Raw genomic sequence first — 14,854 nt, forward strand, 5'->3', positions numbered from 1 at the left:
CTATTTACCTGTATTCATTTCCAGTGCTTCATACAGTGTAGCTAAATTCCGTTCAAGCTTACTAATGATCTCTTTACCAGTGGCCTCTTCAACAAGTCCTGCCCGAATAGCAAAATCGATTTCTCTGGAAAAACCGTATATTTGCGTGTCCAACACTTCTTCATAAAGTGGACATTTTCTCGTCGCCAAATTTTCCATTTGCACTTCGATCAGCTTCTCGATCTTATAGGCATCTTCCTGAAGGAGATTCAGCGCTTTTTGATGCAGATGAATAAGAACATCGGATGAAGACATCGTACTCCCCCTTGTGCGCTTTTCTTATCGTCTTCTATACCCTTTATATTAGACGAAAACGACAGAATGTACAAGGTCAAAAGAACAAAGCGCTCCACTGAATAACTCAGTGAAGCGCCATTTGCTGTATACGAATGGATTATTCGGAAATGACCTTAATATCAAGGTTATGTTTTGCAAACACTTCCGACATGGCTGCTTTCGCTTCATCAGCGTCTGGGCCATGAACGTGAAGTTCATAGGAAAGTCCGCCGACTAGAGTTGTGAAAAGACCGAGAATACTTTTTACATCGATATATTTGTTCTCGGCTTGAAGAACGATGGACGACCGGAATTTATTGGCCGTTTGTGAAATATCTACGATTGCCGCGTTATTTGACATGGGAATCCCTCCAGTATTTAGTTACAATGGCTAACTGCTATCATCATAACTTGAAATCGTTTTCTGTTCAAGGGGTTATTATTTCAAATTTTCAGGATTCAAACCTTCTAATTCGGGTACAACGAATCTACCATCCTTACGAATCAGACGCTCATCGAAGTAAATCTCTCCGCCGCCGTACTCTGGACGCTGGATTAATACAAGGTCCCAGTGAACCGCGGACCGGTTGCCGTTGTCGGTTTCTTCGTAGGCTTGACCCGGCGTAAAGTGCAGGCTTCCCGCAATTTTCTCATCGAATAATATGTCCTTCATCGGGTCTAAAATATACGGATTGAATCCGAGACTGAACTCACCGATGTAACGGGCTCCCTCATCCATATCCAGAATTTCATTGAGCTTCGCTGTTTGATTGCTTGCAGCTTCAACGATTTTCCCATTTTTAAAAGTGAATGAAATATTCTCAAAGGTAACGCCCGAGTATATGGATGGCGTATTGTAAGTTATGGTTCCTTGAACAGAATCACGAATCGGAGCACTGAACACTTCGCCGTCAGGGATATTGCGACGACCCGCGCATTTCTTAGCGCCGATTCCTCGGATGGAGAACGTCAGATCCGTACCGGGAGCTTTAATGCGCACTTTATCCGTCTTCGACATAAGCGCCTGCAGAGGGTCCATCGCACGGTCCATTTTCGCATAATCCAAGTTGCAAACATTGAAATAAAAATCTTCAAACGCTTCCGTGCTCATATTAGCAGCTTGTGCCATTGAGGCATTCGGATAACGAAGGACAACCCATTTGGTACGCTTTACACGTTCCTCGGAATGAACGGGGTGACGGTAATACTGCTCATATAGACGCATATTCCCGCTCGGAACATCAGCCAGCTCGTTTATGTTTTCTCCAGCACGAATGGCAATGTAACCGTCCATTGCTTCCATACGCTTGAGGTCAAAAGAAGCCCAAAGCTCGATTTGTTCCTTTGTAGCATGCTTCAACATGGTCCGCAGAACCGAACGGTCGCTTGTCTCAACAAATGGACGCCCGCCTTGTTTAGCAACCTCTTCAATCAGACATTTAGCCAATTCTCGTTCAGAACCAATCATGTCAATGAGCACATTTTCTCCAGGCTTTACATCAATGGAGTAACGAACTAAATTAGATGCTAATACTTGCATCCGCTGATCGCGCATAGTAACTAATTCCTCCCCGTTCTCATTTACTTTGTTATCCTAACATGTTTCCGGAGCTCTTGCACCCCTTCTAAGCGCTAGCCTTTATCACCCACTTGAAAAGACATTTTCGTCATTCTTGACTCCAAATGCTGCTCTCCATCGGAAGTGTTATAGTGAAGCACGGAATTCTCTTCGAGCTTAAGCGGCACCAAATGTTTTCGATCCACAATCAATTTGTACACCGACTTGGCATGCAGGGTAGATAACATTTGCTCGAATTCTGCCTTGGACCTTTGAAGTTCCTCCTTCCACGCTTTCATGAGCTTAATTTGCTTCGTTCCGCTTGTTGGATCCGGCCCTATACTTTTGGCTTTGGCTGCAGCAGGCACCTGCTTCTCAATAAGCTCAAACTGTCCCTTGAGGTTATGGATCCACGCTTCGGTAGCTGCCTTGTCGTCCGCTGTAACAGCCAAGACAGCCGTCCATTCGCCGGATTCATTCTTAACCAGCTCCGTCTTCCTGGCAGTAGCCTGGATCTGCTTCAGAAGCTTGAGGGGATCTCCGATTCCGTTCAACGCGCCAGCTTCATTGGATTTCACTTGGATTTGATTATGATTTTCGACTATGCCTTGGAAGGAAGCCGATTTCACTTCTACCCGGTCCCCTATCGATATGCCGGTCTGTCCATGGAAGTTGTAACGATCAATTCCGGATAATCCGGCCACGGAGAGCGACAGCAGCTCTTCGGGCGATTTATGGTCAACAGGCGAGGCGCAGCCTGCCATAAAAATAATAAAGCAGCTCATGACTAGAAAAAAGGGATAGCTCGCTCTCTTCACTTGTGCTCATCTCCTCCTGCTTACATGCTTTATCCATATAGCGTCTGCCTCATCCCGTCACTTTATCCAACACCGCTTTTAGACACAAAAAAACAGGACATGCCCAATTGTCCTGTTTGCTCGCTGTCACCCCAGAAATATCCGATTTCGGCCGTTATTCTTGGCTTCATATAAGGCCATATCTGCACGATAAAATAATGATTCCACGCTTACCTTCTCATCCTCAAATATCCACTCTGAAATGCCGCAGGAGACTGTAACAGACGGTTCAGTCTGCTCCTCTACCAGGCAGCGAATGCGCTCAGCAATCCGATAAGCCTGCTCGGCTCGAATTTGAGGCAGATACACAGCAAGCTCTTCACCGCCCCAACGGGCAGCAATATCACTCTCTCGAATACAAGAGCGTATCACGTCACTCACTGCGATAAGAATGCGATCTCCTATTTGATGTCCATAAGTGTCGTTGACTTTCTTGAAGTTATCGATATCAACCAAGATAAGCGAGCCGGAGGGATCTTTACGCTGACGGGATTGAATTTGTTCATTCAAGTAATGCCGCGCATGGAGCCCTGTTAAATTGTCCGTTATCACCATTCGCCGAACTGCCGCATGCAGGGAAGCATTCGATATTGCAAGTCCGATATGCGTGGACAGTACCTGCAGCAATTTATAATTATCATAAGAGAAATAATTCGGACTTTGGTGTGACACCATAATAACTCCTAAAACTTCTGTATTCGCCATAATGGGTGCGGCAATTAAAGATCGCGAGCCCGTTACATCCATCAGCTGAGAATCGACAACTCGCGTAGTATGATAATCAGATATGATCAGCGGTTCTTTTGTCTCATACACAACCCCGCAAAAGCCGTATTCTGTTGAATAAATTTCATTGACAGCTGCCGGCAGATTGCTTGAGACTACTTGGAACGTATTCATTTCTTTTTTTAATTGAAGAAGATTGCAAAAATCAGCGTTGAAAATACTACGGAGCTCCGTCATCGCAAACTCAAATATTTCATTTAAGCGAAGAGACTGATTCAATCGTTTCGTCAGCTCATTAATAAGCTGAAGCTCCCCGATAAGCAGATTTGACTGTTCAAAGAGCTTGGCATTTTCAAATGCGGACCCTGCCGTATCGGATAACATAATTAATGCTCTCATATCCGCATCGTCCCAATACTCACTGTTCATGGTTATGCTCAGCACACCGTAAACCGCTTGTTTGCCGCTCATCGGAATAGCCAGCTCCACCAAATTATCATTCCTATGTTCCACAATGGGTTTACCGTCGAGAAAAGCTTTTACATAGGTATCCGTTGCCGCATGCCGTATCAATAAAGGTTTGACCCTCGGATCCCCGTTAACATGATCCTGAGACAAATACAAATCCACCTTGGCGTGAGGATATAAATGCTCCAAATCCATCAGCAGCACATTCAGCACCGAGGAAACGTCATTTTGATCATGAAGCCGCTTGGCAACCTGTATAAGGGTGTCTCTCCGGATGGCTTCTTTATCGCTGGCCTGCTGCTGGATAAGCAGATTCTGTACATATGTAAATTCGAACAAATGATAGAAAACGCTGCGAAGGTGCAGGGCGGCAGCCCTTAGAAGCGCCTGTGCCCCATCTAACTGAATACCCGGAATCCACACCAACACCGCGAATACTTGGCACAAGGACCGTTTCTCAATCGGCTTTGCGATTGCATGCTCGCTTTCGAGCAGCTTGTCCGCCCTTGAAGCCGCAAGCGCAAGCTCCTCAAGCTCAGCGATCTCCCTGCTGTCGCGATCAAATACTTCAAGCTCACGGTTGAGCGCAACGATGCGCCCTTCCTTATCGCATACAGCGAAACATCCGCTGGATAGCGGAGAGTGCGCGGTTTCGTTAATCCACTGCTTGAAACTTCTGCTAAGAAGGTTATGCAGCTGCGGCTCATGAGTATCATTAATATCTTCGTGGTGAAACCAAATCGGGGAATGCTGCGTTTCGTGCTGATTGACGGACAGCTTGTCAGCCTTGGTCGTATGATCTGAACGGATCGATTTATGCATCGCGCAGCACCACCTTTTCATTCGAAAATCGTACTAATTTGTTTGAAAATAGAATTTATATTCTATCATACTTCAAATCTTTCATTAGTGCACTACTTTAGACATGATTGAATAGGACTTTAGGTTCATTTTCGGAGTTTTTCTACATAATAAAAATATTATGATTCATTCTCTTGACATTAGGTGCTAAGTTTATATAATATTTATAGTTGAATACATGGGATCGGTTTTGTGTCACCCTCTATGGAGGATGTCGCTGACAGGACTGCGGCTGAACATTCCTGTCATGGCTTGGTAGTTAATTGATCAAGCACAGACAACACTCGGCGAAACACCCATTTTCAAACATCCCATTTGAAGAAGGAGTTTTACGACACATGTCAAGATATACAGGCCCTAAGTTTAAATTAAGCCGTCGCCTTGGAATTTCCCTAAGCGGAACAGGCAAAGAATTGAAGCGCGCGTTCCCACCAGGCCAACACGGTCCAGGTCAACGTAAGAAAGTAAGCGGCTACGGTCTTCAATTAGCAGAAAAACAAAAACTTCGTCATATGTACGGTATGAACGAAAAACAATTCCGCAACCTTTTCGACAAAGCGTCGAAACAAAAAGGTATTGCCGGTGAAAACTTCATGGTCCTTCTTGAAAGCCGTCTGGACAACCTGGTTTACCGCCTTGGTTTCGCTAACTCCCGTGCAGGATCCCGTCAATTGGTATCCCATGGTCACGTTACAGTCAACGGCAAGAAAGTGGATATCGCTTCTTACACCGTTTCCATTGGTGATGTGATCGGTTTGCGTGAGCGCAGCCGTGCAATGAAATCAATTAAAGAAGCTGTTGAAGGACGCAACTTCCTTCCTAACTATCTTGAATATAACGATGCTGCTCTTGAAGGTAAGTACGTTCGTTTCCCTGATCGCGGCGAACTTCCACAAGAAATCGACGAGAAACAAATCGTTGAGTTTTACAGCCGTTAATAAATTAGAGCGATCCAAAGGTAACTTTGGACCGCTCTTTTTTTAATCCTTCGAATTCTTTGGCGATGAGGTTGGCAGAACCGCTAGTTGAACCGTTTTTTCTGTCAGTCCTTTGACCAAAGCAGTTAAATCAATACCCGATACATTTTTGAGCATTTCCGGCGCTGTTGCCATGAGCGAAGTCACATAATTGCTTACACGCGCCGCCCCTTCTCCATGCCCCGTGTCTACTACGGTAACCGTCCCGATATTGCCCATTGGTTCTGCAATTTTGCCGGCGAGCTCAGGCAGCATTCGTACGATAATATCCAAAACTGCTGCTTCTCCAAACAATTCAAATGCATGTGCGAGCTTTTCCTTGGCTTCTGCTTCGGCTAATCCGCGAAGTCGAATCACCTCCGCATCTGCAGTCCCCTTCGCACGTTCGGCATCGGCAATCGCCTGACCTTCCAGCCGCTTCTGTTCTGCATTGGCCCTTGCCTCTGCTTCAATTCGATATTGAAGCGCATCAGCTTCTAATAACTGCTTTGCCTTATCCGCTTCAGCTGCTTGTTCAACCGAATAACGGTCGGCATCCGCTTTCTTTTTGACCTCCGCATCATACTGCTTCTCACGTCTAAGTATTTCCTTGCCCTCTAAGTCGATTTCGCGTTCCTTTCGCACCAGTTCCACCCGCATCTGTTCTTCGACTACACTTTGCTTTGATCTGGCCTCTTGAATGGAATAGGCTTGATCCGCTTCCGCTCTGGCCAAGTCTTGATCTTTCTTGAAAGAAGCAACTTTAAGCTCCTTTTCCTTCGAAGCCTCAGCAATATTCGTATCACGAAGCAGCTCCGCCTTCTGCCCTACCTCTTCAGCCAATGCTTTCTGAATCCTTGCATCCCTTATCGCTTCTGCCTCGGCAATTTCCGCATCCCGCTTCACCGCAGCGATCCGCGGTTTGCCGAGCGCGTCCAGGTAGCCATGCTTATCACGTAAATCTTTTATCGTAAAGGACACGATCTGCAGACCCATCTTTTTCAAATCACGCGCTGCAACGCCCTGAACTTCCTGAGCAAATTTATCCCGATTCCGGTAAACCTCTTCCACCGTCATTGACCCTAAGATGGCACGCAAGTGACCTTCAAGCACTTCCTGCGCTTCTCCCTTCAAGGATTCAGTCGGCTTGCCCAGGAATTGTTCAGCTGCAGTCGCAACATCTTCAACCGCGCCTCCGATTTTGATGATCGCGACGCCATCGCAGATAACGGGCACGCCCTGCTCTGTATACACCTCCGGGGTGGAGACATCCAGTTTATGGGAAAGCAAAGAAAGAAAGTCTGCCTTTTGAAAAACAGGAAGGATAAACGCGCCGCCTCCACGGACGATTTTTACGTGACGCCCCGTTTCATCGATCGATGCATTTTTATTACCTAGAAATGAACCTGTTACAATCATAGCCCGGTCCGGACCGACCGTCTTGTAACGAGCCCAGAAAGCAAGGGCAAGAATGATCAGAACAGCAATGACAGCCCCTGGAATAATGAGATAATCCGGTATCATTCAATAAGTGCTCCTCTCCGTTAACCGTTATTAGAGGTCAAGCTTGCAGACGATAACTATATGCTCCTTAACCTCCACAATGACGACGCGCGCTCCTGCGGGAAGTTCATGATTCTCATTGCTAGCTGCAATATGATTGCTTCGGCCTGCCCCGATCTTAACGATGACCTCTCCATAGCCGGCGGCCGGGATCGGAACAAGCACTTCGGCAATCATACCGGCCAATTGATTCATGGAATAACCGGAAGAATTCTCACTTCGTTCCATGGGAAGAATATAGAAGAAATAGACGCTGATGCCTATAATCAAGCCGCATCCGGCTGCAAGAAGGATGACCATGGCACTGTTAAATGCGGTATGCCGCTCAAGCAGCAATCCTGCTCCTCCAAACACAGTCACACCGCTTACAATGGCAGTCGGCTGAAGAACGGGATGGCCGTCTATAGATAGGAAGTCCAGCAGACCGCCTAAAGCCATGCTCAGCCAATCACCAATTATGACACTGATCAGAGCAAAAAAAATGCCTCCGAACAGGCAGGACAGCAGCAGAACCTCCAAAGGTAAGCTCCTCCTTCCTTTGTTCATCCTTATTCTCTGCCAGCGCCCGATAGTACGGAAGATAACGATAAGAAAAAAGCCTGCTCTACGGTTTTCCCGTCGAACAAGCCATGGATGATGCTGATGCTATTGAATAATCAACTTAACGAATTTACGTTTTCCAATCTGCAGGACATCGCCGCTAACGAGTGTAATAGCTGCTGCGGGGTCGACGATTTTTTGCTCGTTGAGACGAACAGCACCCTGCTGTACGCTCCGTCTTGCTTCGCTTCCCGAGCTTTGCAGCCCAAGAACTGTGAGAAGCTTCACAATGCCGATTTGCCCGGCTTCGAGCTCTGAAGCTGCTAGCCGGGCTGCTTCGATCTGATCAGGAAGCGCCCGCTGCTGGAACACCGTAATAAAATGGTTCTCTGCCGCTTCAGCTGCTTCCTCCCCGTGGTACATCCGCACGAAAGTGCGTGCCAGCTTCATTTTGACATCACGAGGATGCATGGAACCAATAGACACAGCCTCTTGAATGGATGTGATTTCCTCCTCACTTAGGTCTGTGGCCAGCTGGTAGTACTTCAGCATGAGCTCATCTGGGATCGACATGGATTTACCATAAATTTGCTCCGGTTTTTCGTCAATACCGATATAATTACCGAGGCTCTTACTCATCTTTAATACGCCGTCGAGCCCTTCGATCAGAGGCATTGTCATAACAGCTTGGGCTGCTTTGCCGTATTCCTTCTGCAATGTCCGCCCCATCAGCAGGTTAAATGTCTGATCTGTACCTCCAAGCTCTACGTCGCTCTCCAGCACCACTGAATCGAAGCCCTGCATCAGCGGATAGAAAAACTCATGAATGCTGATCGGCTGACCCGATTGATAACGTTTTGTGAAGTCATCGCGCTCAAGCATTCGGGCTACAGTCACTTTAGCAGCCAAAGCAACCACTTCAGCGAAATTCATCGGACCAAGCCACTTCGAATTGTAGAAAACCGTTGTCTGCGCTGGATCTAACAGCTTGAATATCTGCTGCTGATACGTTTGCGCATTCTGTTGAACATCTTCCTCTGAGAGCTGTTTGCGCGTCTCAGATTTGCCGGTCGGATCTCCGATTTTCCCTGTAAAATCACCAATAATGAGCTGAACCTCATGTCCAAGCTCCTGAAACTGACGCAGCTTATGCAGAACAACCGTATGGCCGATATGAATATCCGGTGCAGACGGATCCAGGCCAAGCTTAATTTTAAGCGGTTTACCGGTCGCAACTGAATGGACCACTTTCGCTTCCAGTTCTTTCTCCGGGATGATTTCTACAGCGCCGCGGCGAATCAGACTCATCTGCCGCTCAACTTCCCGCTGCTGCTCTGCCGTTAACTCTTCCCACTTCACCATCACAATCACTCCTAAACGTTTCACAATACTTTCTTAGACGCACTACAGGTGTAATAACTGCCGAGAAATATTTCCGAAAACGACAAAAAATCCTTTCGTCCTCAAGGGACGAGAAGGATTTGCTCGCGGTACCACCCTCGTTAGAGCCAGAAAGGTATTGCAGCTGCAGCACACCTAATCATAGGGCTCTCACTTCATTATCATAACGGATTTCATCCGGAAACAGACTACTGTAACGTTCATTAGCAAACGTAAGTTCATCCGATCAGCTCGAGGCGGTAATTCAAACTGCAGTGCGTACCGGTTCACACCGACCACCGGCTCTCTGATCAACACCATCTGCAATTCTACTGAAGCCTGTCAAGACTGTTCGTGATATGCAATTTTCTTGCTAACCTTTATACCATACCCATCGCCGGTAAGTCAACGGATAAAGCACCTTTTTAATAGGATAAACTTTCCAAATATCTGAACTTAAGACAAAATACGCCCCCCAAGCATGCCTAATCATGGTGATCTATGCTATAATATTTCTGTTATATCGGAGGAGGAATAAGAGTTTATGGATCAAGACCGTCAACAGAAAGCCGATGGATACAGCAAATGGCGGACATTCGGAATCGTGACGCTCGTTACAATCAAATGGTTATTTATTTTCGGATTGTTAATCGGATTATTCACAGGCGGCATCGCTGCCGGATATGTCGCATCCTTTGTTAAAGACGAGCCCGTCCGTGCAAGAACAGAAATAGAAGCAAAAATCAATGAAAACGCCATCACTGGTTTCGTTTATTTTAACGATAATCAAACACCGGTCGGTCAGCTTCGCACCGAAGAAGACCGGCGAATCATTAAGCGCAAGGATATCCCTCCTCAAGTTGTCAATGCCGTCTTAGCTACGGAAGACAACAACTTCTATAAGCATATCGGCATAGATCTGAATGGTCTTGGCCGTGCTGTTAAACAGAAGCTGCTCAATGAGGACACCCAAACCGGAGGCAGTACGCTGACTCAGCAGCTGGCGAGAAGGGTTTTCTTAAGTTTGGACAAGACTGACAGCCGGAAGGCGAAAGAAATCTTCCTGTCGCTTCGGCTGGAACGTTTTTTGACGAAAGATGAAATATTAACGGCATATCTCAACAAAGTACCATTCGGAACAGGCAACAGCGGCTATAATCTATATGGCATCAAAGCTGCAGCTAAAGGTATTTTCAACATTGCAGACTTAACCAAGCTTAACATCGCACAGTCTGCCTATTTGGCCGGATTGCCGCAGCGTCCTTCTGCTTATACAGCATTTACAAGTAAAGGTAAATTCAACGAGAATGGCTTTAAGCTTGCCTTGGAGCGTCAGCAGAACGTGCTTAAGCGAATGCTTGAAACCGGTCGAATCAGCAGCGCGCAATATGAAGAGGCAAAGCAGTTCGATATCAAGAGTTCGCTGGCCAAGCCAACTGAAAAAGCTTATTCCACCTTTCCTTATCTCATGCTTGAAGCGGAACGGCAAGCTGCAGAGATATTGCTGATGCAGCGTGATCCGAAACTGACGATCGCTGATGTCCGCAAGAAAGAGAATGCCCCTCTCCTGGAGGATGCACGCGAGCAATTGCTTCGCGGCGGCTACCATATCTATACGACAATCGATAAACAAGTGTATAACTCCATGCATGCCATTGCAGCTGACCCTAATAATTTCACGCCTGACAGCAAAGTGAAGGGCGTTGAACAAATCGCCGCTGTTATGCTTGATCATAAAACTGGTGCAATACTGGGCATGCTTGAGGGACGTGATTTCTATACGGAGCAGTTGAATCATGCGACGCAAATGACAAGGCAGCCCGGCTCCACTATGAAGCCTATCGCCGCATACTTACCAGCTATTGAAAGCGGCTTGGTGCAGCCAGGCAGCATTATTGATGACGCACCGATGGTCTTCAAAGATGGCGAGAAAGGGTTCCACATCCCGATGAACTCCAATAAGAAGTTCTACGGCCTGGTTACCGCCCGCGAAGCATTGAACCGTTCCTTAAACTTACCGGCACTCAAAATCTTCAATTTGAAGGTGACCATTCCTGAAGCTTGGAAGTTTACCCGCAAGCTGGGAATTACCACGATTAAACCCGAAGATGACTATGCACAAACCGGTGTAATTGGCGGTCTTAGTGCAGGTGTCTCCGTCGAAGAATTAACGAATGCCTATGGATCAATTGCGAACAATGGCGTTTTTAACGATGCCTATATGATCAGCCGAATTACAGATGCAAATGGTGAAGTCGTGTATAAACACGATACCAAACCTTTGCGTGTGTTCTCTGAGCAGACCGCCTTCCTGATGACGGACATGCTGCGGACTGTTATCTCAGATCGAAGCGGAACAGCACATTCCATCACTTCAACCTTTAAGAACTATGGCAAAATCCCTGTCGTTGGTAAAACAGGCTCCACGCAAAGCTATGGCGATGTCTGGTTCATGGGTTACTCGCCAGACATTACATTAGGGGTTTGGTCGGGTTATGAGAAACAAATCAATACGCTTACCAAAGACGGCCGTACACGCGCCCGTTCGATATGGACGAAGATCATGAATGAAGTCACGACAACACGCCCAGAGCTGTTCCCGACGAAGAAATTTACAATGCCGTCCGGGATCGTGAAGGCGACTGTTTCCAGTGTGAGCGGTAAGCTCCCTACCTCCCTGACCCGTCAGATGGGTAAACTGGAAACAGATTGGTTCAACAAGAAATACCTGCCGAAAGAGGCTGACGATGCCCTGATCAAAATGGCTTACATCACCTATAACGGCATCAATTACATCCCGCAGCCAACGACCCCTTCCGATATGGTTCGCGAGCAAATCGTCGTGAAACGGGAGAAACCATTGGATGTGCTTATGGCAGAAATTGAAGCTGCTCAGGCCAAGCTGCCGGCATCGAGTCGACGTTCGATGAGTCAGTATGTACCGGCAGATGCTAAGCTGGATGCTCCATCCAAAGTAGATCCTCGTGTTGAGGATGGAAGAGCTCCTGCAAGTCCTGCCAATATTCACATTGAACGGGTATCAGGCACAAGCGCTTTCCGAATTTCCTTCTCAGCTTCACCGGATTCGGATGTTGTTGGTTATCGGATGTACCGTTCCGCCAACAATACTGCCTTTGTTGGGATTGGAACGCCTGTACTGACAGGGGAAGATTTGAGGTTTGTGAACTACGTTAATACCCCTGATAATTTTAGCTATTACGTAACAGCTGTCGATGTAGGCGGTCATGAGTCTGCTCCAAGCCTTATTGTATCTGCGAATGGCGGAACCTCAACGATCAATCCGCCTGGAACAACAATCCCGGGAGGTTCAGGCGGCACCGTGATTCCTAATCCTCCCGCCGGAGGGATCATGCCTCCTTCCGCTCCTGCCAATGTCAGAGCTGAAGCATCGAATGTAGGGATTACCCTAACCTGGGCCGAAAACGCAGCCTCTGAACAGGTTAAAGAGTACCGCGTATATTACAGCGATTCCAGCAATGGATCTTATATGAAGTTAGGCTCCTCAACTGTTCCGGAGTTTAACTACGTATCTGCGCTGACCTCCGGCTTTTTCCGGGTCTACGCAGTCAATGAAGCTGGCGAATCCGCAGCTTCCGAGACGATTGAAGTGAAATAATTAACTGGAAAGCTGCATCCTCCCACAACCTAGCGGATTATTCGGGCAGCTCACCCGACCACTTATGGGTCCGTTAACACAAAGAAGCCGCTCGCCTGCATCCAATGATGCGGGTGAGCGGCTTCTTTGTGTTAGAACTCACAATTCAATTAATCTTCAATTGTTGATAAATCCCCAGTAGGCAAATTAAGTTCCCAAGCCTTCAGAACACGACGCATGATCTTTCCGCTGCGTGTCTTCGGAAGCTTATCTTTAAATTCAATCTCTCGCGGCGCAGCATGCGCGGAGAGCCCTTCTTTGACGAATTTAGATATCTCCGCCTTTAGCTCTTCAGACGGTGTGAAACCTTCTCGGAGAGCAACGAAAGCTTTGATGATTTCTCCGCGCATCGGATCCGGTTTTCCAATAACTCCAGCTTCAGCAACCGCAGGATGCTCAACAAGTTTGCTTTCTACCTCAAATGGTCCTACCCGTTCGCCCGCTGTATTAATAACATCGTCAATACGGCCTTGGAACCAGAAGTATCCATCTTCATCCTTGTAGGCGGAATCTCCAGAGATATACCAACCTGGAATACGGAAATATTCTTCGTATTTCGCTGGATTGTTCCAAACCTTGCGCATCATAGAAGGCCAAGGGGTTTGAATAGCCAAGTTGCCCATTCGATATGGGGGAAGCTCGTTCCCGTTATCATCAATAATAGACGCTTTTACACCAGGCAAAGGTTTTCCCATCGAACCAGGCTTGATCTCCATTCCAGGGTAGTTACAAATAAGCTGCGCACCGGTTTCTGTCATCCACCAAGTATCATGGATTCGCTGACCGTACACTTTAAGCCCCCATCGCACGACTTCCGGGTTCAAGGGCTCTCCTACGCTTAACACATGTCGGAGGCTGGTAAGATCATATTGGTGAACAACATCATCGCCAGCTCCCATCAACATCCGGAATGCAGTTGGAGCACTGTACCAAACGGTAACCCCGTACTTCTGAATCGTCCCATACCAATCCTGCGGGCTGAACCGGCCGCCTCGGATAACATTTGTTACACCATTAAGCCAAGGCGCAAAAATACCATAAGATGTACCTGTTACCCAGCCTGGATCAGCCGTACACCAATAAATATCATTTGGCTTTAGATCAAGCACAACATTCCCCGTATAATAGTGCTGAATCATTGCATTCTGTACGTGGAAGACACCTTTTGGCTTGCCTGTTGAACCCGATGTGTAGTGGATAAGAAGGCCATCCTCACGGCTAAGCCATTCTACTTCCGCTTCTTCGGAAGCTTTGGACATCTCCGCTTTATAATCAACAATTCCATCACCGGCTTGAACATCATCGCCGTAAACAATAATATGCTTCAAGCCAGGCAGATCCTGCTTCGGTATGCGGGAAAGTAAAGATGGAGTCGTAACAATGGCAATTGCTTCACTATCCTGCAGACGGTCTCTCACAGCCGTCTCCATAAAGGCTTCAAATAGTGGTCCGACAACGGCACCGATCTTGAGTGCGCCAAACAAACTGAAATACAGCTCTGGTGTACGAGGCATAAAAATAAATACACGCTCGCCTTTACTTATTCCAAGTCCGCGGAGCACGTTAGCAAAACGGTTCGACTGCTTGGAGATTTCTTCAAATGTATACGATTCATCGCGGTTATTATCGCTGTAGTGAAGTGCAATTTTATCCCCAAGTCCCTCTAGGACGTGACGGTCAATTGCTTCATGAGCCATGTTCACCTTACCTGATTCATGCCAAGTAAACCGAGGTTCAATTTGATCAAAGCTAAAATTAGAATACGTTTCATCATAACTTTCCATGTTGGAGCCGGATGCCGTCACCGGTATCCGTTCTTGATGCATATCAACCATCTTCATCATCCTCCTACCAATTATATGGCTTTCTCTGGTTTCTCTGCCTAAATAATGAAAGCATTTTACTAGAATACGCTTTCATATTATACCACAGCATGCAAGCCTCAACCATGCTT

At 46.9% G+C, this 14,854-nt stretch carries 11 protein-coding genes and 1 other annotated feature; of the genes, 2 read left to right on the plus strand and 9 right to left on the minus strand.

Annotated features, from left to right (window positions below; translation table 11 throughout):
• From ACFPYJ_RS24090 to ACFPYJ_RS24110, 5 genes are all read right to left on the minus strand, one after another.
• Entirely contained in the window at window positions 1–294 is a 294-nt protein-coding gene (locus ACFPYJ_RS24090) for an Fpa/YlaN family protein (protein WP_379190773.1), read from the minus strand.
• 139 nt (window positions 295–433) lie between these two features.
• Complete coding sequence (locus tag ACFPYJ_RS24095; protein WP_379190774.1) at window positions 434–676, minus strand: HPr family phosphocarrier protein; 243 nt, start codon at window positions 674–676, stop codon at window positions 434–436.
• Window positions 677–754: 78 nt separating this feature from the next.
• Window positions 755–1,870: an aminopeptidase gene (locus ACFPYJ_RS24100; RefSeq protein ID WP_379190775.1), complete on the minus strand. Its 1,116-nt coding sequence runs from the start codon at window positions 1,868–1,870 to the stop codon at window positions 755–757.
• A 77-nt stretch (window positions 1,871–1,947) separates the two neighbouring features.
• Window positions 1,948–2,691 carry a hypothetical protein gene (locus ACFPYJ_RS24105; RefSeq protein WP_379190776.1) on the minus strand — a complete coding sequence of 248 codons (744 nt, stop codon included), beginning with the start codon at window positions 2,689–2,691 and terminating at the stop codon, window positions 1,948–1,950.
• A gap of 126 nt (window positions 2,692–2,817) precedes the next feature.
• Window positions 2,818–4,746 carry a sensor domain-containing diguanylate cyclase gene (locus ACFPYJ_RS24110; RefSeq protein ID WP_379190777.1) on the minus strand — a complete coding sequence of 643 codons (1,929 nt, stop codon included), beginning with the start codon at window positions 4,744–4,746 and terminating at the stop codon, window positions 2,818–2,820.
• 377 nt (window positions 4,747–5,123) lie between these two features.
• Between ACFPYJ_RS24110 and rpsD the strand changes: the two genes are divergently transcribed.
• Window positions 5,124–5,723: a 30S ribosomal protein S4 gene (gene rpsD / locus ACFPYJ_RS24115; RefSeq protein WP_379190778.1), complete on the plus strand. Its 600-nt coding sequence runs from the start codon at window positions 5,124–5,126 to the stop codon at window positions 5,721–5,723.
• A 42-nt stretch (window positions 5,724–5,765) separates the two neighbouring features.
• On the opposite strand, the gene ACFPYJ_RS24120 is transcribed toward rpsD, so the two are convergent.
• The 3 genes from ACFPYJ_RS24120 to tyrS all read right to left on the minus strand — a co-directional run bounded on the left by ACFPYJ_RS24120 (window position 5,766) and on the right by tyrS (window position 9,203).
• Complete coding sequence (locus ACFPYJ_RS24120; protein WP_379190779.1) at window positions 5,766–7,265, minus strand: flotillin family protein; 1,500 nt, start codon at window positions 7,263–7,265, stop codon at window positions 5,766–5,768.
• Window positions 7,266–7,295: 30 nt separating this feature from the next.
• Window positions 7,296–7,823 (minus strand): NfeD family membrane protein, encoded by a 528-nt coding sequence (locus tag ACFPYJ_RS24125; protein WP_379190780.1) that lies wholly within the window; start codon window positions 7,821–7,823, stop codon window positions 7,296–7,298.
• Window positions 7,824–7,949: 126 nt separating this feature from the next.
• On the minus strand, window positions 7,950–9,203 hold the full coding sequence (tyrS, locus tag ACFPYJ_RS24130) for a tyrosine--tRNA ligase (RefSeq protein WP_379190880.1): 1,254 nt from the start codon (window positions 9,201–9,203) through the stop codon (window positions 7,950–7,952).
• 104 nt (window positions 9,204–9,307) lie between these two features.
• Window positions 9,308–9,579, minus strand: a binding site (T-box leader).
• A gap of 189 nt (window positions 9,580–9,768) precedes the next feature.
• Between tyrS and ACFPYJ_RS24135 the strand changes: the two genes are divergently transcribed.
• On the plus strand, window positions 9,769–12,861 hold the full coding sequence (locus ACFPYJ_RS24135) for a transglycosylase domain-containing protein (RefSeq protein ID WP_379190781.1): 3,093 nt from the start codon (window positions 9,769–9,771) through the stop codon (window positions 12,859–12,861).
• Window positions 12,862–13,010: 149 nt separating this feature from the next.
• On the opposite strand, the gene acsA is transcribed toward ACFPYJ_RS24135, so the two are convergent.
• The gene (gene acsA / locus ACFPYJ_RS24140; protein ID WP_379190782.1) at window positions 13,011–14,735 is read right to left on the minus strand and encodes an acetate--CoA ligase; all 1,725 of its coding nucleotides are present in this window, start codon (window positions 14,733–14,735) and stop codon (window positions 13,011–13,013) included.
• Between the last annotated feature and the right edge of the window lie 119 nt (window positions 14,736–14,854).

The sequence above is a fragment of the Paenibacillus solisilvae genome (assembly GCF_042656405.1).
Lineage (GTDB): Bacteria > Bacillota > Bacilli > Paenibacillales > Paenibacillaceae > Paenibacillus_Z > Paenibacillus_Z solisilvae.